General features: G+C 58.9%; 16 protein-coding genes and 1 pseudogene. 9 read left to right on the top strand and 8 right to left on the bottom strand.

Annotation, left to right across the window (positions count from 1 at the left end; translation table 11 throughout):
* Positions 1 to 117 (top strand): annotated as a pseudogene (locus MSKU9_RS18010) (IS5/IS1182 family transposase); the annotation flags it as partial.
* Positions 118 to 176: 59 nt separating this feature from the next.
* Here MSKU9_RS18010 and MSKU9_RS01320 read toward each other — a convergent pair.
* Together MSKU9_RS01320 and alr are read right to left on the bottom strand one after the other, a co-directional pair.
* Positions 177 to 1,433 carry a D-amino acid dehydrogenase gene (locus MSKU9_RS01320; protein ID WP_141259558.1) on the bottom strand — a complete coding sequence of 419 codons (1,257 nt, stop codon included), beginning with the start codon at positions 1,431 to 1,433 and terminating at the stop codon, positions 177 to 179.
* Between the two features lie 34 nt (positions 1,434 to 1,467).
* Positions 1,468 to 2,613, bottom strand: coding sequence for an alanine racemase (gene alr / locus MSKU9_RS01325; RefSeq protein ID WP_141259559.1), 1,146 nt, complete (start codon positions 2,611 to 2,613; stop codon positions 1,468 to 1,470).
* A 141-nt stretch (positions 2,614 to 2,754) separates the two neighbouring features.
* Between alr and MSKU9_RS01330 the strand changes: the two genes are divergently transcribed.
* Positions 2,755 to 3,198: an Lrp/AsnC family transcriptional regulator gene (locus MSKU9_RS01330; protein ID WP_019086029.1), complete on the top strand. Its 444-nt coding sequence runs from the start codon at positions 2,755 to 2,757 to the stop codon at positions 3,196 to 3,198.
* A 183-nt stretch (positions 3,199 to 3,381) separates the two neighbouring features.
* Here the strand turns inward: MSKU9_RS01330 and MSKU9_RS01335 are convergent, their stop codons facing one another.
* Positions 3,382 to 4,194 carry an MIP/aquaporin family protein gene (locus MSKU9_RS01335; protein WP_141259560.1) on the bottom strand — a complete coding sequence of 271 codons (813 nt, stop codon included), beginning with the start codon at positions 4,192 to 4,194 and terminating at the stop codon, positions 3,382 to 3,384.
* A 444-nt stretch (positions 4,195 to 4,638) separates the two neighbouring features.
* Here MSKU9_RS01335 and glpD point away from each other — a divergent pair, with 444 nt between their 5' ends.
* The 5 genes from glpD to MSKU9_RS01360 all read left to right on the top strand — a co-directional run bounded on the left by glpD (position 4,639) and on the right by MSKU9_RS01360 (position 10,742).
* Complete coding sequence (gene glpD, locus MSKU9_RS01340) at positions 4,639 to 6,201, top strand: glycerol-3-phosphate dehydrogenase (protein WP_141259561.1); 1,563 nt, start codon at positions 4,639 to 4,641, stop codon at positions 6,199 to 6,201.
* Between the two features lie 69 nt (positions 6,202 to 6,270).
* Positions 6,271 to 7,770, top strand: coding sequence for a glycerol kinase GlpK (gene glpK, locus MSKU9_RS01345; protein ID WP_141259562.1), 1,500 nt, complete (start codon positions 6,271 to 6,273; stop codon positions 7,768 to 7,770).
* A 39-nt stretch (positions 7,771 to 7,809) separates the two neighbouring features.
* A complete protein-coding gene (gene glpX / locus MSKU9_RS01350; RefSeq protein ID WP_141259563.1) occupies positions 7,810 to 8,796 on the top strand; it encodes a class II fructose-bisphosphatase in 987 nt (328 codons plus the stop codon).
* A 48-nt stretch (positions 8,797 to 8,844) separates the two neighbouring features.
* Positions 8,845 to 9,951: a class II fructose-bisphosphate aldolase gene (gene fbaA, locus MSKU9_RS01355; RefSeq protein WP_141259564.1), complete on the top strand. Its 1,107-nt coding sequence runs from the start codon at positions 8,845 to 8,847 to the stop codon at positions 9,949 to 9,951.
* Positions 9,952 to 9,983: 32 nt separating this feature from the next.
* Positions 9,984 to 10,742 (top strand): DeoR/GlpR family DNA-binding transcription regulator, encoded by a 759-nt coding sequence (locus tag MSKU9_RS01360; RefSeq protein ID WP_141259565.1) that lies wholly within the window; start codon positions 9,984 to 9,986, stop codon positions 10,740 to 10,742.
* Between the two features lie 41 nt (positions 10,743 to 10,783).
* Here MSKU9_RS01360 and MSKU9_RS01365 read toward each other — a convergent pair whose 3' ends face one another.
* Positions 10,784 to 11,545 (bottom strand): SDR family NAD(P)-dependent oxidoreductase, encoded by a 762-nt coding sequence (locus MSKU9_RS01365; protein ID WP_141259566.1) that lies wholly within the window; start codon positions 11,543 to 11,545, stop codon positions 10,784 to 10,786.
* 403 nt (positions 11,546 to 11,948) lie between these two features.
* Between MSKU9_RS01365 and MSKU9_RS01370 the strand changes: the two genes are divergently transcribed.
* A complete protein-coding gene (locus MSKU9_RS01370; RefSeq protein ID WP_141259567.1) occupies positions 11,949 to 13,235 on the top strand; it encodes an NAD(P)/FAD-dependent oxidoreductase in 1,287 nt (428 codons plus the stop codon).
* Positions 13,236 to 13,351: 116 nt separating this feature from the next.
* Here MSKU9_RS01370 and MSKU9_RS01375 read toward each other — a convergent pair whose 3' ends face one another.
* The 4 genes from MSKU9_RS01375 to MSKU9_RS01390 are packed head-to-tail and all read right to left on the bottom strand — an operon-like array spanning position 13,352 to position 16,285.
* Positions 13,352 to 13,789, bottom strand: coding sequence for an RrF2 family transcriptional regulator (locus MSKU9_RS01375; RefSeq protein WP_193557604.1), 438 nt, complete (start codon positions 13,787 to 13,789; stop codon positions 13,352 to 13,354).
* Between the two features lie 15 nt (positions 13,790 to 13,804).
* Positions 13,805 to 14,458 (bottom strand): methionine ABC transporter permease, encoded by a 654-nt coding sequence (locus MSKU9_RS01380; RefSeq protein WP_141259569.1) that lies wholly within the window; start codon positions 14,456 to 14,458, stop codon positions 13,805 to 13,807.
* Positions 14,439 to 15,473: a methionine ABC transporter ATP-binding protein gene (locus MSKU9_RS01385; protein WP_141259570.1), complete on the bottom strand. Its 1,035-nt coding sequence runs from the start codon at positions 15,471 to 15,473 to the stop codon at positions 14,439 to 14,441. The genes MSKU9_RS01380 and MSKU9_RS01385 overlap by 20 nt, the downstream gene beginning before the upstream one ends.
* A complete protein-coding gene (locus MSKU9_RS01390; protein WP_193557605.1) occupies positions 15,464 to 16,285 on the bottom strand; it encodes a MetQ/NlpA family ABC transporter substrate-binding protein in 822 nt (273 codons plus the stop codon). The genes MSKU9_RS01385 and MSKU9_RS01390 overlap by 10 nt, the downstream gene beginning before the upstream one ends.
* Before the next feature lie 1,105 nt (positions 16,286 to 17,390).
* Between MSKU9_RS01390 and MSKU9_RS01395 the strand changes: the two genes are divergently transcribed.
* Positions 17,391 to 19,181 (top strand): alginate export family protein, encoded by a 1,791-nt coding sequence (locus MSKU9_RS01395; RefSeq protein WP_141259571.1) that lies wholly within the window; start codon positions 17,391 to 17,393, stop codon positions 19,179 to 19,181.
* Positions 19,182 to 19,503: the final 322 nt, after the last annotated feature.

The raw sequence follows: 19,503 nt of genomic DNA on the forward strand, positions 1-19,503 counted from the left end.
GAGAACTTCTTCTGCAAGCTCAAGGAGTTCAAGCGCATCGCCATGCGCAGCGAAAAAACAGACAGATCATTCGAAGCCATGATCTATCTCGTTGGCGCAATCATCAATTCAAGATAATTCCCAACAGGCCCCGAAAAAAGACGGTGCCCGGAAACTTTTATTTGCAGACAGTCGCTTTACTGTCCGTAGCGCACGATGCCCAGATCCTCGTACGGGATGTCGGGCATCCGGTTCGACATGATGTCCGCCAGCACCCGGCCCGAACCGCAGGCCATGGTCCAGCCCAGCGTGCCATGCCCGGTGTTGAGGAACAGGTTATCATACTTCGTGCGACCGATGATGGGCGTGCCATCGGGCGTCATCGGGCGCAGGCCGGTCCAGAATCTGGCACCTGCGATATTGCCGCCGCCGGGGAACAGGTCGGTCACCGAATGTTCCAGCGTTTCACGCCGGGGCGCGCGCAGCTTTGTGCTGAATCCTGCCAGTTCCGCCGTGCCACCTACGCGGATGCGTTCGCCAAGGCGGGTGATCCCGATCTTGAATGTCTCATCCATGATGGTGGAGACCGGGGCCTGCTTTTCATTCACGATGTCAGCGGTCAGCGAGTATCCCTTGACCGGATAGATCGGCAGGTCCAGCCCAAGACGGCGTACCATGGCGGGCGAATAGCTGCCCAGTGACAGGACATAGGAATCCGCCACCATCCGGCCCCTGCTGGTCTCGATTCCGGTAATATGGCCACCATCATTCGTCATGGTGCGGATGCGGGTGTCGTAATGGAAGGTGACGCCTGCTTTTGCCGCCATGGCCGCAAGGCGCTGGGTGAACATGAACGCGTCCCCCGTCTCGTCCCCCGGCAGGCGCAGGCCACCCACGATCTTGTCCGCCGATGATGCCAGTCCCGGCTCGGCCTTCACGCAGCCTTCACGTGTCAGGACTTCATATGGAACATTGTACTGCTCCAGCACGCGGATATCACCCGCGATGGCATCCAGCTGCTTTTGCGTGCGGAAAACCTGCAGCGTGCCCTGCTGGCGGTCATCATAGGTGATGCCGGTGCTGGTGCGCAGGTCGCGCATCACATCACGGCTGTATTCCGCAATGCGCACCATGCGGCCCTTGTTGCGGTCATAGGCGGCGGTGGTGCAGTTTTCCAGCATCTGCACCAGCCATTTCCACAGATGCGGGTCAGGCATGGGCCAGAACACGAAGGGGCGGTACTTCATCAGCAGCCACTTGACCGACTTCAGCGGTACGCCCGGGCCAGCCCAGGGGGATGAATAGCCTGGCGAGACCTGACCCGCATTGGCAAAGCTGGTTTCAAGGCCTGCTTCGGGCTGGCGGTCCACCACAGTGACCTCATGCCCTGCCTGCGCAAGGTACCATGCCGATGTCACACCGACGACACCGCTACCCAGAACGATGATTTTCATTACACAGATGCCTTTTCTGGCGGGTGGAAACGCATCACGCCGCCTGTGTCAGGTACGCGCGATGGAAACGGGAACCCAGCGCCGTCAGCACTTCATAGCCGATGGTGCCAGCGGATCGGGCGACATCATCCACGCTGCGGCGCGGGCCGATCATGTCCACATGCGTGGCCTGTGCCAGCACGCTTTCGGGCACGTCGCTTACGTCGATGGTGGTGGAATCCATGGAAATGCGGCCAAGGATCGGCAGCCGGTAGTCCCCCAGCCACGCACATCCCCCGCCATTCGCGCCATGGCGCAGGAACCCGTCGGCATAACCGATACCCAATGTCGCGATGCGGGCAGGCCCCGTGGCACGCCATGTCAGGCCATAGCCTACGCCGTCGCCCGCGCTGATGGTGCGGCGCTGGACGATACGCGCGCCCAGCCGCACGGTGGGATGCAGGGGGTTGGGCGCGTCTTCATTGGGGGCCAGGCCGTAAAGGGCCGCACCGGGGCGGACAAGGTCGAAATGGTAATCAGGCCCGAGGAAGATCCCCGATGAGGCCGAAAGAGCCAGCGGCGCCGCGGGCAGGCGGGCGGCCATGGCGCGCAGGCGGTCGCGCTGCATGACGTTGGCGGGGTTGGCCGGGGTATCGGCGCAGGCGAGGTGGCTCATCACCAGCCGGATCTCGATACCGTCCAGCAGGTCCGGGTTGGCTGCCAGCGTGGTGACATTCGCATCAGACAGCCCAAAGCGGGACATGCCGGTATCAACCTGCAGGGCAGCGGGCAGGAACTTGTCCATCTGGCCCGCATGTGCGCGCCAACCGGCCACCTGTTCCATGCTGTTCAGCACCGGCAGCAGGTTATGGCGCGTAAATTCGGCTTCGGTCCCTGGCATCGGGCCATGCAGGACAAAGATGCGTGTGGTTGGGGCGACATGCGGCCGCAGGCGGACGCCTTCCTCCAGATGAGCGACGAAAAAGGTATTCGCCCCGGCCTGTTCCAGCACGGGGGCAACCCGGTGGGCACCCAGTCCATAGGCATCAGCCTTGACCACGGCAGCACAGATGCTGCTGCCCGTGCGGGCATTGAGCAGGCGGTAATTCGCCGCGATCGCGCCCAGATCGATTTCCAGCATCGCACCCGCACCCGGCGCGGCCCAGCCGGTAGCGTGCGGGAAGGAAGGCAGGTCAGGCATTGGAACGTGTACTCCATCGGGCTGGCGGGACAGGGTGATCGTACGCTGATAGAAACAAAATGTCCTGTCGTTTGATGCAATTTTATGCGATTAAGGATTGGCTGTACGCAATTATATACTAAAATAAGCGGAAAATTCATCATGGCATTCGATCGTCTGACAGACGCCATATTGCGCAACCTTCGTCATGACGGACGGATGAGCAATGCCGAACTGGCACAGAAGGTTGGCCTGTCCCCTTCCGCATGTCTGCGGCGGGTGCGGATGCTGGAAAAAGACGGGGTGATCCGGGGCTATCGCGCCCTGGTGGATGAGCGTTCGGTTCACGGCATGACCACCGTGATCGTACAGATCACGCTGGAACGCCAGACGGAGGAATGTCTGCGCCGGTTCGAAGCCCGCGTGCGCGAATGCGCTGATGTGCGCGAATGTTACCTGATGACGGGGGATGCCGATTATCTGGTCCGCGTCGAGGCACGTGATGCCGCCGATTATGAACGCATCCACAAGGAAGAGCTGTCGCGCATGCCCGGCGTCGCCCGGATACAGAGCAACTTCGCCATCCGCACCGTCGTGCAGCGCTAGATATTGATAAAAATAAGAGTTTCCGGGTGCTGCCTTTTTTAAAGGCAGCGTTATCTAAGGCTTTATCACGTCGGGTATCCGGGATGCGCGGTCCGGCCCGGACATGCACGGCAGGGCAGGTGTGGGTCGGACCCAAGATGGGACGTGATACCGACGGGATAACCCGGTGACTGAAGGGAAGCTTTACGGGGCTGGGGGAATGACCGCACTGGCGTGACGTGGAATGAACGGACGGATCAGGAACTGGTAGCAGCCCGCGCCGACCACGCCGCCCAGCAGCGGGCCGGCAATCGGCACCCACCAGAAATTGTCTGCCGAAGGCAGGGCTGAACCGCCCCATCCGGCCAGGAAACAGAACAGGCGCGGCCCGAAGTCACGGGCGGGATTGATGGCCCATGCCTCCAGATAGCCCGAACACGCGCCGATGCTGGCCACCAGCAGGCCGATGATCAGCGCGCTGGAATTGGCCTGCGGGGCGACGGTATTGTATTCGCAGGTAATCGCGAAGATACCGCCGACCAGCAGCGCCGTCAGGATGGTTTCATCCATGAAGGCATGGAGCGGCGTGATGAATTCGCCCGGATGGGTAAAGAAGACCCCCGCTGCCCCGCCATCGGCGCGGCTTATGCCATGCAACTGGTTGTAATGGTCTATCACCGGCTGGTACAGCGTATAGACAAGGGCGGCCCCCAGTACGCCCCCCAATATCTGTGCCGCACAGTATGCCGGCACCTTGCGCCACGAAAAACCACGGTAAAGCGCCAGCGCCACCGATACGGCGGGGGTGGCGTGGGGGCCCGATACACTACCGGTCACGTAAATTGCGATGGTCACACCCAGCCCCCATACAATGGACACCCCCCAGTAGGAGAGCTTGTACGGACTGGGATCATACAGCGTGTACATGGCAGCCACGGAATCGCCGATCAGGACAATGATCATGACCGCAATGCATTCTGATATCAGTTCGCCCAGAAACTGTCGGTTCTTTAGCATTTTAACCCACTTTATTCTTTTATTATCATTCGATGGGAATGGGCTGTCCGCCTTGTGGCGGGTTTCCTGCCCTGACATGTTCTTAAACGAACATACGCGGGTCGGGAAGAGGGACACGTGATTGCCGGGGGGAAAGTTTCTCTTTTTCCCGATTATTTCATCATATTTCATGAAACCTCTCCAGCCTGGCGGATTTGGGGGCATACCGTGCTGGCGTGTGTCAGACAGCGGCGGGGCGGAGTGACAGGTCATGCCGCGCGTTTTCGCACATGCACAAAAACCGTCTGGCACAGGTAAATACTAACAGGTGGCGAATTTATGTCTAAAACCGGCAATATTTATGCATAAAATATTTCATGGAATGCCATGGCAGATGTGCGATTTCCCTATTGAAACGCTCATGATGTTCGTTTACGAACATTGATATCAGGAGGAACATCTACCATGGCGTCCAAGGACGAAACATTCCGCACCCCCGCGGCACAGGGCGGTCCGCTCGACCTGCTGGTCGTCGGCGGTGGGATCAATGGCACGGGCATCGCGCGCGATGCTGCGGGGCGGGGCGCGTCCGTCCTGCTGGTCGAGCAGGACGACCTGGCCAACCATACTTCATCGGCCAGCACCAAGCTGATCCATGGTGGTCTGCGCTACCTTGAATATTATGAATTCCGGCTGGTGCGCGAGGCGCTGATCGAACGTGAGCGCCTGTTGCACATAGCACCCCACATCATCTGGCCGATGCGTTTCGTGCTGCCCTATACCCCGCAGGCACGGCCTGCGTGGATGCTGCGCCTTGGCCTGTTCCTGTATGACCACCTTGCGCCCAACATGACGCTGCCCAAGTGCAAGTCGCTTGATTTCCGCACGAATTCGGCGGGCAAGCCGCTCAACGGCACGCTGGCGCGTGGCTTCGCCTATTCCGACGGGTGGGTGCAGGACAGCCGCCTCGTTGTACTCAACGCCATGGACGCCAGGGCCCATGGCGCCGATATCCGCACCCGCACCCGCCTGGTGCAGGCACGCCGTGTGAATGGCCTGTGGGAAGCGGTGATCGAGAATACGCGCGATGGCAGCCAGACGACCGTGCGGGCAAAAGTGCTGGTCAATGCCGGTGGCCCGTGGGTGAGCGAAGTGCTGCGCAAGCGCGCGCAGGTCGATTCCGACAAGAACGTGCGTCTGGTCAAGGGCAGCCATATCGTGGTGCCGCGCCTGTTTGACGGGCCGCAGGCCTATATCCTGCAGAACCCGGACAAGCGTATCGTTTTCGCGATCCCCTACGAACAGAAATTCACCCTGATCGGCACTACCGACGTACCGTGGACGCAGGCCCCCGGCCGGGTCGAGATCTCGCCCGAGGAAATCAGCTACCTGTGCGAAAGCGTCAGCCGCTATTTCACCAGGCCGGTAACGCCTGATGACGTGGTGTGGAGCTACGCCGGCGTGCGCCCGCTGTATGATGACGCTGCCAAGAACGCCTCCGCCGTGACGCGTGATTACGTGCTGGATGTGGATACGCAGGGCAATCAGGCGCCAATGCTGTCCATCTTCGGCGGCAAGATCACCACTTACCGCAAGCTGGCCGAACACGCGCTTGAAAAGCTGCAGCCCTTCCTGCCTGTTCTGTCCGCGCCGGGCTGGACCGCGGATCAGGTGCTGCCCGGCGGTGACCTGGGCGATGGCGGGTTTGACGGCGCGGTCAGTCGCCTTGCGGCAAAGGCCCCGTTCCTTGATGCACAGCTATGCTGGCGTCTGGTGCGCAACTATGGTTCACGTGCGGTTGAAATCGTGGGTGATGCGCGCAGCATGGCTGACATGGGCGAGCAGTTTGGCGGTGGCCTGACCGCGCGTGAGGTAGAATACCTGATTGCACATGAATGGGCGCAGACGACCGAGGACATCCTGTGGCGTCGTTCCCGCATGGGCCTGCATGTGACCGATGAGGACGCAGGCCGCCTTGACAGCTACCTGCGTGGTCGCCAGCCGGTCGCCGCAAAATCAGTTTCGTGACAAACAGGCCGTGGGCGTAACATCGCCCACGGCCGGAACCGCATCCGCCCGTCAGGGCAGGAGAAGATAATGAACAAGAAGAACAGAATTCTCGCTATCGATCAGGGAACGACCTCGACCCGCAGCATCGTCTTCGATCGTGACATCAACGCCCTTTCGGTCGCCCGTACCGAATTTGCCCAGCATTACCCCAATCCGGGCTGGGTCGAGCACGACCCGGAGGAAATCTGGTCCAACGTCCTGTCCACTGCGCGTGAAGCCATTGAAAAGGCCGGTGGCCCGGGCACGATCGCGGGCATCGGCATTACCAACCAGCGTGAAACCATTGTCGTATGGGACCGGGCAACGGGAAAGCCCATTCACCGCGCCATCGTCTGGCAGGACCGGCGTACGACGCCCGTCTGCGCGCGTATGCATGAACAGGGGCATGAGGCGCTGGTACGCGAACGCACCGGCCTGCTGCTGGACCCTTATTTCTCGGCCACGAAAATTGCGTGGATCCTTGATAACGTCGCAGGGGCACGCGTGCAGGCCGAGCAGGGCAGGCTGGCCTGCGGCACGATCGACAGCTTCCTGCTGTGGCGGCTGACCGGTGGGCGCGTGCATGCCACCGACACGACCAATGCATCACGTACGCTGCTGTTCAATATCCATAGCTGCGCATGGGATGATGACCTGCTGGCGCTGTTCAACGTGCCGCGCGCCATCCTGCCCGAAGTGCGGACCAACAGCGAAATCTTTGGTGAGACGGAAGCCGACCTGTTTGGCGAACCGCTGAAGGTCGCGGGCATGGCGGGTGACCAGAACGCCGCCATGGTAGGCCAGGTCTGTTTTAAACCCGGTACGGCCAAGGCGACCTATGGCACGGGCTGCTTCGCGCTGCTCAACACCGGGACCACGCCCGTCCAGTCCGAAAACCGCATGTTGACCACCATTGCCTACCGCATCGGTTCCGAGACGACATACGCGCTGGAAGGCTCTATTTTCGTAGCGGGTGCGGCCGTCCGCTGGCTGCGTGACGGGCTGAACCTGATTACTCACGCTTCCCAGACCGATGACATGGCGACCCGCGTGCCGCACAGCCATGGCGTGTACATGGTGCCGGGTTTTGTCGGTCTTGGCGCGCCGCACTGGGACCCGGACGCCCGTGGCCTGATCTGCGGGCTGACGCTGGATGCGACGGCGGCCCATATCGCCCGCGCGGCGCTGGAATCGGTAGCATATCAGACGCTTGACCTTATGGATGCCATGCATGAGGACGGTGGCGAGGAACTGAGCGCACTGCGTGTTGATGGCGGGATGTCGGTCAATGACTGGTTCTGCCAGTTTCTTGCCGATATGCTGCGCACGCCGGTGGAACGGCCCAAGCAGGTCGAGACGACGGCCCTTGGCGCCGCCTTCCTGGCCGGACTGGCGACGGGGGTATGGAACAGCATTGCGGAAGTTGAAGGTACCTGGAGCCGCGGGCAGCTGTTCCGTCCCACAATGGATAAGGTACAGCGCGACAGTATGGTGGCAGGATGGCATATGGCGGTGCGCCGTACGCTCAGTTCCACCATTGCTGCGTAACCTACGAATTATAGCAAGAAGACAGGAAAAGAGTGTTTCATGACCTCCACCCGGCATAATCCCTATCAGGTTACGGATCGCAACCTTGCCCTTGAACTTGTCCGCGTGACGGAAGCGGCCGCCGTGGCCGCGTCGGCATGGACAGGCCGTGGCCTGAAGAATGAAGCTGACGGCGCGGCGGTGGAGGCCATGCGTCGCGCGTTCGACACGGTTGCCATCAACGGCACCGTGGTGATTGGCGAAGGCGAGATGGATGAAGCCCCGATGCTGTTCATCGGGGAAAACGTGGGCGCGGGCGGCCCCGGCATGGATATTGCCGTGGACCCGCTGGAAGGCACCAACCTGTGTGCCAAGAATCTGCCCAACGCCCTGACGGTTGTGGCCCTGGCGGAAAGCGGCAACTTTCTGCATGCGCCTGACATTTACATGGACAAGATCGTGGTCGGTCCCAATCTGCCCGAAGGCGTGGTGGATCTGGACAACAGCATCGAAGCCAACCTGAAGGCACTGGCCGCAGCCAAGAAGTGCGATGTGTCCGAACTCATGCTGTGTACGCTTGACCGTGAGCGTCATGAGGAACTGATTTCGCGCACCCGCGCTGCTGGCGCCCGTGTGACGCTGCTTAGCGACGGTGACGTGGCGGCTGCCATTGCCGCATGCCTGGATGACAGCGAAATCGATATCTACGTGGGGTCGGGTGGCGCGCCCGAAGGCGTGCTGGCCGCCGCCGCCGTGCGCTGTGTGAATGGGCAGATGCAGGGGCGCCTGCTGTTTGAGGATGACGGGCAGATCGAGCGCGCGCGCAAGATGAACCCCGGTGCGGACCCGTCGCGCAAGCTGGCTCTGGAAGACATGGCGCGGGGCGATGTGCTGTTTTCGGCTACTGGTGTGACGGGGGGGGCGCTGCTGCGCGGTATCCGCCGCAGCGGCATCCGCACGGTCACGCATTCGCTGGTTATGCGTTCCAAGTCTGGCACCATTCGTTTCGTGGAAGGCCATCACGACTACCAGACCAAGACCTGGTGAACATTTCATCCGTTGCATAACAACAATAACAGGCAATAGAGGAACGACATGACCGATACAGCGAATGCGGTTTCCCACCGTCTGGGTCTGAAACCCGGTGTGGTGACAGGTGCTGATTACCGCCGCCTGGTGGAAACCTGCCGGGACGAAGGCTATGCCCTGCCAGCCGTGAACGTGGTGGGCACGGACAGCATCAACGCCGTGCTGGAAGCTGCCGCCCGCAATCGCGCGGATGTCATCATCCAGCTGTCAAACGGTGGCGCGCGCTTTTATGCGGGTGAAGGCATGAAGGACGCGGATCAGGCCCGCATACTGGGTGCGGTGGCTGCGGCCCGCCACGTGCATACGGTGGCTGCGGCCTATGGCGTGTGCGTGATCCTGCATACCGATCATGCCGACCGCAAGCTGCTGCCGTGGATTTCCGGCCTGATCGACGCGAGCGAGGAAGCGGTGAAGGAAACCGGTCGTCCGCTGTTCTCTTCGCACATGATCGACCTTTCGGCGGAACCGCTGGAAGACAACATCACCGAATGCGCAGCCTTCCTGCGGCGCATGGCTCCGCTGGGCATTGGCCTTGAAATCGAACTGGGCGTGACAGGCGGTGAAGAAGATGGCGTGGGTCACGATATCGACGATGGCGCCGACAATGCCCACCTGTATACCCAGCCCGAAGATGTGCTGAAGGCGTATGAAGCCCTATCCCCGCTTGGATTCGTGACCATTGCTGCGTCGTTCGGTAATGTGCATGGCGTCTACGCGCCGGGCAATGTCAAGCTGCGGCCGGAAATCCTGCGTAATTCGCAGGCGGCGGTGGCAAAGGTCACTGGCCGGGGTGAAAAGCCGCTGGCGCTGGTGTTTCATGGCGGTTCAGGGTCCGAGCAGGCCAAGATTACCGAAGCCGTGTCCTATGGTGTATTCAAGATGAATATCGACACCGATATCCAGTTTGCATTCGCCAGCAGCATCGGCCGCTACGTAAATGAACATGCCGAGGCCTTCAGCCACCAGATCGCACCCGGCACGGGCAAGCCGACCAAGAAGCTGTATGACCCGCGCAAGTGGCTGCGGGTTGGTGAACAGGGGATCGTGGCCAGGCTGGAACAGTCCTTTGCCGATCTGGGGGCCACCGGCCGTACTGTCGCGCGTGCGATCTAGGTTTTGGATGACGCAGTGGAGTAACAGGCAACGTGTCAGCTGAAGAACGCCACCATGAAATCATTACACTGGTGCGCACCCAGGGTTACGTCTCGAACGAGGAACTGGCCCAGAGGCTGAATGTTGCGGTCCAGACCATCCGCCGTGATGTCAACCTGCTGGCCCGGCGCGGGCTGGTGGCGCGGCACCATGGTGGGGCGGGACTGGCCTCGTCGGTCGAGAATATCGCCTATTCCGAACGTCAGGTTCTCAACCGCCGCGCCAAGGAGGCCATCGGCCACCTTGCCGCCCGGCAGATACCCGACAATTCATCCCTGTTTGTCAGCATTGGCACCACGACGGAAGCCTTTGCCAAGGCATTGCGGCGGCACAAGGCGCTGCGTGTCATCACCAATAACCTGCATGTCGCGACCCCGTTGTCTGCGCAGACGGATTTCCAGGTGATCGTGACCGGCGGGCTGGTGCGATTTTATGACGGTGGGATTACCGGTTCCACCGCCAGTACCTTTATCGAACAGTACCGTACCGACTTCGCCGTGATCGGCATAAGCGGGATCGAGGAGGATGGCACGCTGCTGGATTTCGATGCTGATGAGATCAGCGTGGCGCAGGCCATGATGCGCAATGCCCGGCGTGTTTACCTGCTGGCGGACCAGACCAAGTTTGGCCGCAGGCCCATGGGGCGGCTGGGGCACCTGTCGCATGTCCATGGGTTCTTTACCGACCGCCAGCCATCCGACCGGATCTGTGCGCTGCTGCGTGAACATGACGTGGGCCTGCATATCGCCTGATGGGCATGGCCAGACGTGCCGCGCCGGCCATGCCTGTGGCGTTACTGTGCCAGATACCCGCCATCCACCGGCAGCACCGCGCCGGTGATGAAGGATGCATCATCGGAGGCAAGGAACAGGATGGCGCTGGCGATTTCCGCAGGCTTTCCCATGCGGCCCATCGGGTGCATCTCGACGACCTTGCGGATGGCGTCCGCATCCATTCTGGCAACTGCCGGGGTGTCGATCGTGCCAGGTGCCACGGCATTGACGCGCACGCCCTTGTCCGCCAGATCGATGGCGAGGTGCTTGGTGATGCCTGACGCCACGAACTTCGCCGGTCCATAGACCGCCTGTCCTTTCTGTCCCGCAAAGGCGGAAATGGAGGACAGGCAGACAATTGCCCCCTGTCCGGCATGCACCATTTCGGCCGCGGCGTATTTGCAGCTCAGGAACATGCCGCGTGCGTCCACCGCCATGGTGTGGTCCCACAGGTCTGCCGTGGCGGTGGCAAGGTCGGCTTCCGGGATCACGCCCGCATTGGCCACAAGGATATCGATCCGGCCGAAATGCTTCATGGTTTCATGGACGACACGCTGGATATCCGCCTCGCTTGTGACATCGGCGGGGACCGATATCACGGGAACACCGCTTTTTTCAAACTGGCTGACCAGTTCGTCCAGCGCGTCGGTATTGAGATCGGTCAGCGCCAGCCGCGCGCCCTCGGCCGCAAAGCGTTCGGCAGTCGCCCGACCAATCCCGCTTGCCGCACCGGTAATAAGGGCGACCTTGTCCTGAATGCGTCCGTTTGGGGTGGCGGTCATGGTTACTCCTGTTATCTTGTCATTCATTTCAGTATGTTGGCATAGCTGTTTCACCTGCCGTTATGCGGGCTAACGTCGGGATTGGATAGATGTTGCCCGGTATTCCTGCCGCTCGGGTCTGCCGTGCCGGGGTGAAGACAGGAAATATGCGTCCGGTTGCAACAGATCGGGTTCTTTTGATCGGTTGTGTCGATATCCTGGTTTTTCGCGCTCCGCAGCGGGAAATGGGCGGTGTGGGGAACAGGTTGTCATGCTTTCGTGCCCGAATTCGCCCCTGCGCATGTTTCGGGTGTCGGGTGGGTTGCCTATAATCCCGCCAACATGGTTTGTATGGATGTGGCGTATCAGGGTTTTCCATGTGGAGGCCGGAGCGCCGTGCGAGCGGGTTTGGAGCATTATCGAGATGGCACAGAAGTTTCGGATCGTTATTGTAGGCGGTGGTGTGGCCGGGCTTGCGCTGGCGACACGACTGGGCAATTCGGTCGGACGATCGGGACGGGCCGAGATCACACTGGTGGACAAGAGCTTCGCCCATGTGTGGAAACCGATGCTGCACTGCTTTGCTGCCGGCACGGCCGCGAATGAAAATGACCGCATAAGCTTCATGTCGCAGGCCAGCCGACACCATTTCGAATTCTGGCCCGGTGAGATCACGGCCCTTGACCGCAAGGCCAGGACCATCTCACTGGCCCCCATCAAGGACCCGCAGACGGGCGAACTGGTGGTGGATGCCCGTACGCTGGATTATGACGCGGTGGTCCTGTCGATCGGCAGCCGGGCGAATGACTTTGGCACGCCGGGTGTTGCCGAACACTGCATGTTTATCGACAATCTGGTGGATGCGAACGGCTTCAATGACCGTTTCCGCATGGAACTGCTGCGGGCTTTCGCCAATCATCAGGAACTGGATATCGCCATTGTCGGCGGCGGCGCCACCGGCACGCAGTTGGCGGCCGAACTGCACAAGGCGCTGGATCTTGCCTCGCTTTACAGCTTTGGTGAAAAGCCGCCCAAGCTACGCATTACCCTGCTGGAGGCCGGGCCGCGTATCCTGCCGGCTTTCCCTGAATCCGTCTCGGATGCTGCGGTCAAGCAGCTGGAAGCCATTGGCGTCGAGGTGCGCGCGGGGGCCATGGTCAGTGGTGCGGATGAAAACGGCTTTATCCTCAAGGATGGTAGCCGCGTTCCCGCAACGCTGCGGGTGTGGGCCGCAGGCGTGAAGGCACCGGATGTGACGAAGCAGTTCGGTGGACTGAAGCTGTCCCGTTCCGGCCAGCTGGAGGTCAGGCCGACGCTGCAGGTCATGGAAGATGACAACATTTTCGCCATGGGGGACTGTGCTTTCATCGCTGAAAAACCCGTCGCCCCCACTGCGCAGGCCGCCCGCCAGCAGGCACATCATCTGGCCAAGGCATTGCCTGCGTGGATGATGAGTGGCCAGCCGCTGCCTGCCTTCACCTTTCATAACAAGGGGGCCGTGGTGGCGCTGGGTGATTACAATGGCTGGGGCACATTCCCCGGTGGCACGGTGTTCGGTGGTGGCTGGCTGCACGGGCTATCGGCGCGGATGGTGCATCTTATGCTGTATCGCCAGCATCAGTTTGAACTGTACGGGCCGGTGCGCGGCACGATTTCGTGCCTTGTGGACTGGCTGGATGTATTCGTGCGTCCTTCCGTTCGCCTGGACTGAGGACCATCAGAAAATCATAAGACGGTTCTGGTCAGTTTTTTTTAAAAAAACTTCAGAAGATGCTGCCTTCTGGAAAAAAGGCAGCACCCGGAAACGTTTCTTTTTTAAACAGGGTTTTATATTGAAAAACTGGCAGGTGGGCGCTGCAGGCCGCGTGTTTCGGCCTGCCGCACGAAGTCATGCAATGTGACCTTGCTGTATTCGTGGGTCAGGATGCCTTCCACCTGATCCAGAAAAGGACGGACAACCGTATTGAACAGTGTGCCCCTGCGCCATTCGGCAGGGGCGTCGTCATGCATCGTGGCCCGGTAGATATCCGCCAGCAGGATTTCGCCTGCCGGATGGCCCAGCCGGTAGCCCCCATGCGGGCCACGCACACCCTGCAACAGGCCAGACCGGGCAAGGGATTGCACGATGGGTTCGATCCCACGCCGGGCCAGGCCGGAGCGGTCCGCGATATCAATCGTGCTGACCGGCCGGCTGGCGATGCTGTGAAACGCCACGTCCAGCATGATGATCAGGGCAGTGGCGGTCCGGTCACGTACGCTGTGCATGGGCATGGCCCCCTGTCAGGTATGGCGCAGATGGTTTGAAATCAGGTTCCCGATGGCCTGTATCAACGCGACAAAGACGATCAGGACCAGTACCACCAGCGTCATGATTTCCGTATTGAAACGTTGGTAGCCGTAACGGATGGCGACATCCCCCAGTCCACCTGCGCCTACCGCCCCGGCCATGGCCGATGCCCCGGTCAGCGTAATCAGGGTGACGGTCAGGCCCGCTACAAGTCCGGGCAGGGCTTCGGGAATAAGAACATGGCGGACGATCATCCACCGCGTGCCGCCCATGGTTCGCACGGCATCAATCAGTGCGGGGTCCACTTCACGTAGCGAGACTTCGGCAATGCGGGCAAAATACGGGATGGCCGCAAGCGATAGCGGCACGATGGCCGCCGTGGTCCCCAGCGACGTGCCTGCAATCATGCGGGTGACGGGAATAAGGAGCACCAGCAGGATGATGAAGGGAATGGCGCGCAGCATATCGATGACCAGCCCCAGCAGGCGTGCGACTGGCGGGCAGGGCAGCAGGCCATCCCGGCGGGTGCTTACCACAACCAGTGCCAGCGGCAGGCCGCCAATCACGGCCACCAGACCCGACGCCAGCACCATCTGCGCCGTTTCCAATGTTGCGCGCAGGATCAGGTCAATGATCAGCCGGGACATAGCCGAGAACTTTCAGTGATGGGTCGAAGCCATGGAGGAAATCCTGAATTTCCGTTGAATAATCGCTCAGGCACACAATCATGTCGGCAAAGGGCTGCCCGGCGATTTCGTTTGTGCCGCCCGCCAGCACGATGGCGTCCACCCCGAAACGCTGTCCCAGCGTGGACAGCACCGGCTGGTCTGCCGCCGTGCCCCCCATGCGCAGGCGTATGACCACATGTGCGCCGGGGACGGGCGTTTCCACCAGTTTTGCGCGGATGGCGGGGGGAACCCGTGGCTGTGTTTCCGACAGCAGGGCCTGTGTCACGGGGGACTGTGTATCCGCACCCAGAATGTCCAGCGTCGGACCATTTTCAATCATGTGCCCATGATCGAGAATGACCAGATGGGTGGCAATGCGGCGGATGACATCCATTTCATGGGTAATCATGATGATGGTCAGGCCCAGTTCGCGGTTGATGCGGGCCAGAAGGTCGAGGATGGATGTTGTCGTTTCGGGATCAAGTGCGGATGTCGCTTCATCACACAGCAGCAGGACGGGTGCATTGGCCAGTGCCCGGGCAATGCCCACACGCTGTTTCTGTCCACCCGACAGCTGCGCTGGCCACTTGTGGGCATGGTCCGATAACCCGACGAGGGAGAGCAGTTCCGCAATCCGTTTCCTGCGCTGCGCCCGTGGCATGCCCGCTATTTCAAGCGGCAGGCTGATATTGCCCGCCACCGTGCGGGAACCCAGCAGGTTGAAATGCTGGAAGACAAATCCGATCCTGCGCCGCAGGCTGACCAGTTGTCCCTGGGGCAGGGTGGTCAGGTTATGTCCCTCAATCACGATATGGCCGGCATCGGGCCGGTCCAGTGCGCCAAGGCAGCGCAGCAGGGAGCTCTTGCCAGCTCCCGACCGGCCAATTACGCCCAGTATCTCGCCCCGCGCCACGGTGAAACTTATGTCATCCAGCGCAAGGTGGCCGCCGAAACTACGGCTGATATTGCTGACCTGGACCAGACTTACGTCCATGCTGGCAACACCGAACCGTGGAAAATCGTCTGGATCGCATTACTGGTGGAAGGCTGGTGGACCGCATTGACCAGTGGAGTCACCCACGGGGCCTGCGCATCAGCCGCGTTGACGGCAATGAAATTGACGTACGGGTTATCGTGCAGGGATTCCTGCCCGATTTTCTGTTTCTGCAGGTCAATCCCCGCCTTCAGCGCCCAGTTGGTATTGACGACGGCCGCATCCAGATCGGGCAGGGAGCGCCCGACAATCCCGGCATCCAGTTCACGGAATGTCAGGTTACGCGGGTTGTTAGTGATATCCAGCGGTGTCGGCAGCAGGCCTGCGGAGGGAGGCAGTCTGATCAACCCCACAGCTTCGAGCAGGTGCAGCGCGCGGCCTTCGTTGCTGGGGTCGTTCGGCACCCCGATTACGGCGTTCTGCGGCAGGTCGGCTACCGACTTCCACCGTGCCGAATACAGCCCGATGGGGGAGAACCAGGTATTTCCGACTGCGACGATATTATAACCGCGTGCTGCGATCTGCGCCTGCAGGAAGGGGCCGTGCTGGAAGGCATTGGCATCAATTTCATGCTCGGCCAGGGCTTCGTCCGGGGTGTTGTAATCTGAAAATGTCACGACGGAGAGGTCCAGCCCCTCTCTTGCGGCATTGGCGGCGATAACGCGCCACAGATCTTCATCCTCGCCCGCCATGATCCCGATACGCAGTTTTCTGGCGTCCGCCGCCCGGGCCGTATGGATCGTGGGCAGGCAGGCTGCGGCCCCCAGCAGGGAAAGGGCGCGTCTTCTTGTGATGGGGCGGTTCGGTTTCATATCATTCCTGATCCGGACGACTGTTTTTGCAGCAGAAAAACGGCATTGCGTTTGATACGGTCACGCATGGATGCTGTCATGGCGTGATCCGGCTGGCGGCAGATTGATGAACGTATGAAAATACAATGATACATGTAAGTCAATATTAATCACGAAATAATAAGTTAATTTTTTGGGGAGAGATTGTCCGCCAACCGCCCGAAGGCACCGGGATGGCGTTGTAGCAGGCAGGGATATCATAGCCTACCCATTGAAAATAAAAAAATATCGTCATGGTGACATCGAATTTTGCGTAAAAACACTATCGTATAGTGAATAATCGGCGCCGGATATGAAAACTCCCCGCTGGTCATGTCTGGTCCGATATCACCTGACGTTCAGGGTAGGCTGGTGTGGGCTGCACGCCATCATGGACCAGAGCCGCAGACTCTTTCTGCTCCCCTGTTTTTGGTAAAGGAAGGCATGGCATATTTGCTGCCTGCGACCAATAAATGGACGTGTGTGAAGATAGGTTACAGGTGGCGCTGCATGGATCTGTAGCCACAGGAAAAACGCATTTTGTATCGTGGAATAATTCACGTATGCAATCGTATTTATGGCGCAAGACCCCCTACCATGCATCTGTGACGTAGGGGAACAGTCTGGTTGTTTCTACCGTTAACGAAGCATGGAGCAGGCAGGACCGGATTGTATCCTGATACGCTATATATAAGGATTATTCCCTTTAATTTAATGGAATATACGAAATTCGGATATCATGACGCAGTACGTATGGTGGCTACGTTTATAGGTGTTTTCATCCTTTTTAAGACATCAGGAACATATGGTTTCTGGCCCGATATGGGGAAGGGTATAATACGAATGTTATCGTATTATATGTGACAAAAACATCTCCTATAATTTTTTGCACCTCGTTTCAAAAATAAAATATTATTAGAAATAACAGTTGGTTAATTGATATTTTAGCGATTTTCCATGCAGTTTCAACGCGTTTGAAGGGGAAATGATAAAATACGTTATTGACGTTATTTTAACGGTATAATACGTAAACATTAAGTGCTTAACAAACCGTGACACCCTGCATATAGCGAAGTGGTATGTGACAATGTTGCCATTCCCGAATTCCGCCACGACCGTTCGCTACCGTTGCATCCGCAAGGGCAGCATAGACCCGTATTCCGTACAGGGAGGCAGGAAAGCCACCGATTTTCATGTTCTGGTCATGCTGCTCAGCCTGCCCGCAGGGATTGTCACCATGGGACAGGGGGCGCATGCCGCTACCCCCGTTTCCGTCAGCACGACAGGGACGGGCGTCCCGTCAGGACAGGCATCACAATCGCAACCTGAAAACGTGGTTGTCCGTATCGGGCGACGCCCCCCGATACAGGTTTACCCGCATGCCAACCCGGTGGGGCAGCCCCTGCGTATGAGTGGTGCGGAAAACCGCAAGAATGGCCATCAGTATGACTGGGGCGTATTTAACCGGGGAAACGGGGAATCCGCAGGGTTTGGCCCGGTCGGGACTTATGGTGTAGCACCGTGGGCCGAGGACTGGAGCAATCTGCGCGGCAGGAAAAACCATAATGATCCCTTTGATGTGCTGAAATACATCCCGCTGACCCGCAGCGGAAATGTATGGATCAGTTTTTCGGGGGAAACCCGCCTGCGCAACTGGTTTGAAACCCGTCCCCAGTTGGGCACGCAGAAGCCTAATGATTCCGGTCGTTTTGCCGTACGCAACCTGTATGGTGCGGACCTGCATATCGGTTCGCACCTGCGTTTTTTCGGTCAACTGGTGAATGCGGATGCCGCCGGCTGGGGCGGTTACGGTTATGGTTCGACCTATCGCAAGCGTCTGGACGCGCAACAGGCCTTTGTCGAGGTGCGATGGAACATGCTTGGCGCCAGGAGCGGCTTCATGTTCGGACGGCAGCAGTTCCTCGATGCGCCATCCTACATGCTGTACGCGCGTGAGACACCAAACGTGCCGCTGTCATGGGATGGGTTCCGGGGTTACATGGTGTGGAAGCGCGTTCGTATCGACGGCTGGGATTTCGTGCAGACATATGACAGCGAAAACAAGATGTTTCACGATACGGAAAACTATGCTTCGCGACTGTATGGTTTCAACACGACATGGGCGCCCCCTGACTTCACCTTCATGGGGCAGAAGGGATATTCCTTCGTTGATGCTTTTTATATCGGCTACAAGCTGAATGGCGCGGCCGGTGCGATTGCGGGACCGGGTGACAGTTCGGTCAAGGGATCCAATACACGTAATAATTTTGGCGCACGCTGGCATGGCGTGGCGGGACCGATCGAATTTTCGGTGGGCGGCATCTGGCAGGGTGGCGTATTCCGTCCGGCCGGAACGACACTCGCGCGCAATGTCAGTGCCTATGCCATCAATTCATCAGTGGGTTACCGTTTTTCAGAAAAGACGTTGAATACATTTGCCGGGATCCAGACAGATGTGTATTCGGGCGGCAATTCAACTGACCGGACCGGCACGGTTGGCACCTATATTTCGCCCTTCAATCCGCAGACCAATTACCTTGACACGACAACATACATGACAGCGTCCAATCTGATCAGTTTTGCGCCATTGGTCCGTATTACGCCATTCAGATCTGTCAGCATCCAGTTCAAGTATCCATTGTTCTGGCGTGATAGCGTGAATGACCCCATTTACAAATCATCGGGAAATTACAAGTTTTCAGGCAATTTCCGTGGCAGGTTTATCGGCATGGCGCCACAGGTATCGATTGCCTGGCAGATCAATACGCATGTGTCATGGACGCAATATGCATCCCGTTTCATGACATCGCATGCCCTTAATACGGCGGGCGGTTCCAGTGGTACGTATTACCAGTCAAATTTTGTATTCCGGTTCTGATAACAGCCGGTAAAATACATGAAAGATATGGAAGATCTCTGGAACTATTTACCATATTTCTGGAATAAAAAATGGCGTTAGGATTAATATTGTTGTGTGACGATGAATAAATGTATGATAATAAATCATAATACATTAACAAAGCGCAATATATCTCGAATTATTTTTATGGTAATTTAGGTATTGCTGTTTTTTGTGTGTTCTACGCGGTATTTTTCGGATTGATTACATTGGAAGATCTGTTATCAGCAACAGATAGCCTGTTTAAGTATTGATATAATGACACATTTTTCGGATTCGTGTCCGGCCTGGTGAGACAGCC

Origin of the sequence: Komagataeibacter diospyri (assembly GCF_006538165.1) — a bacterium.
Lineage (GTDB): Bacteria > Pseudomonadota > Alphaproteobacteria > Acetobacterales > Acetobacteraceae > Komagataeibacter > Komagataeibacter diospyri.

Excerpts from the sequence above, each read along its gene's own strand:
- MSKU9_RS01320 (WP_141259558.1), bottom strand. The coding sequence starts at position 1,433 with ATGAAAATCATCGTTCTGGGTAGCGGTGTCGTCGGTGTGACATCGGCA.
- MSKU9_RS01370 (WP_141259567.1), top strand. The coding sequence starts at position 11,949 with ATGGCACAGAAGTTTCGGATCGTTATTGTAGGCGGTGGTGTGGCCGGG.
- MSKU9_RS01380 (WP_141259569.1), bottom strand. The coding sequence starts at position 14,458 with ATGTCCCGGCTGATCATTGACCTGATCCTGCGCGCAACATTGGAAACG.
- MSKU9_RS01375 (WP_193557604.1), bottom strand. The coding sequence starts at position 13,789 with ATGCACAGCGTACGTGACCGGACCGCCACTGCCCTGATCATCATGCTG.
- MSKU9_RS01365 (WP_141259566.1), bottom strand. The coding sequence starts at position 11,545 with ATGACCGCCACCCCAAACGGACGCATTCAGGACAAGGTCGCCCTTATT.
- MSKU9_RS01335 (WP_141259560.1), bottom strand. The coding sequence starts at position 4,194 with ATGCTAAAGAACCGACAGTTTCTGGGCGAACTGATATCAGAATGCATT.
- MSKU9_RS01385 (WP_141259570.1), bottom strand. The coding sequence starts at position 15,473 with ATGGACGTAAGTCTGGTCCAGGTCAGCAATATCAGCCGTAGTTTCGGC.
- MSKU9_RS01390 (WP_193557605.1), bottom strand. The coding sequence starts at position 16,285 with ATGAAACCGAACCGCCCCATCACAAGAAGACGCGCCCTTTCCCTGCTG.
- glpX (WP_141259563.1), top strand. The coding sequence starts at position 7,810 with ATGACCTCCACCCGGCATAATCCCTATCAGGTTACGGATCGCAACCTT.
- glpK (WP_141259562.1), top strand. The coding sequence starts at position 6,271 with ATGAACAAGAAGAACAGAATTCTCGCTATCGATCAGGGAACGACCTCG.
- fbaA (WP_141259564.1), top strand. The coding sequence starts at position 8,845 with ATGACCGATACAGCGAATGCGGTTTCCCACCGTCTGGGTCTGAAACCC.
- glpD (WP_141259561.1), top strand. The coding sequence starts at position 4,639 with ATGGCGTCCAAGGACGAAACATTCCGCACCCCCGCGGCACAGGGCGGT.
- MSKU9_RS01395 (WP_141259571.1), top strand. The coding sequence starts at position 17,391 with ATGTTGCCATTCCCGAATTCCGCCACGACCGTTCGCTACCGTTGCATC.
- MSKU9_RS01330 (WP_019086029.1), top strand. The coding sequence starts at position 2,755 with ATGGCATTCGATCGTCTGACAGACGCCATATTGCGCAACCTTCGTCAT.
- alr (WP_141259559.1), bottom strand. The coding sequence starts at position 2,613 with ATGCCTGACCTGCCTTCCTTCCCGCACGCTACCGGCTGGGCCGCGCCG.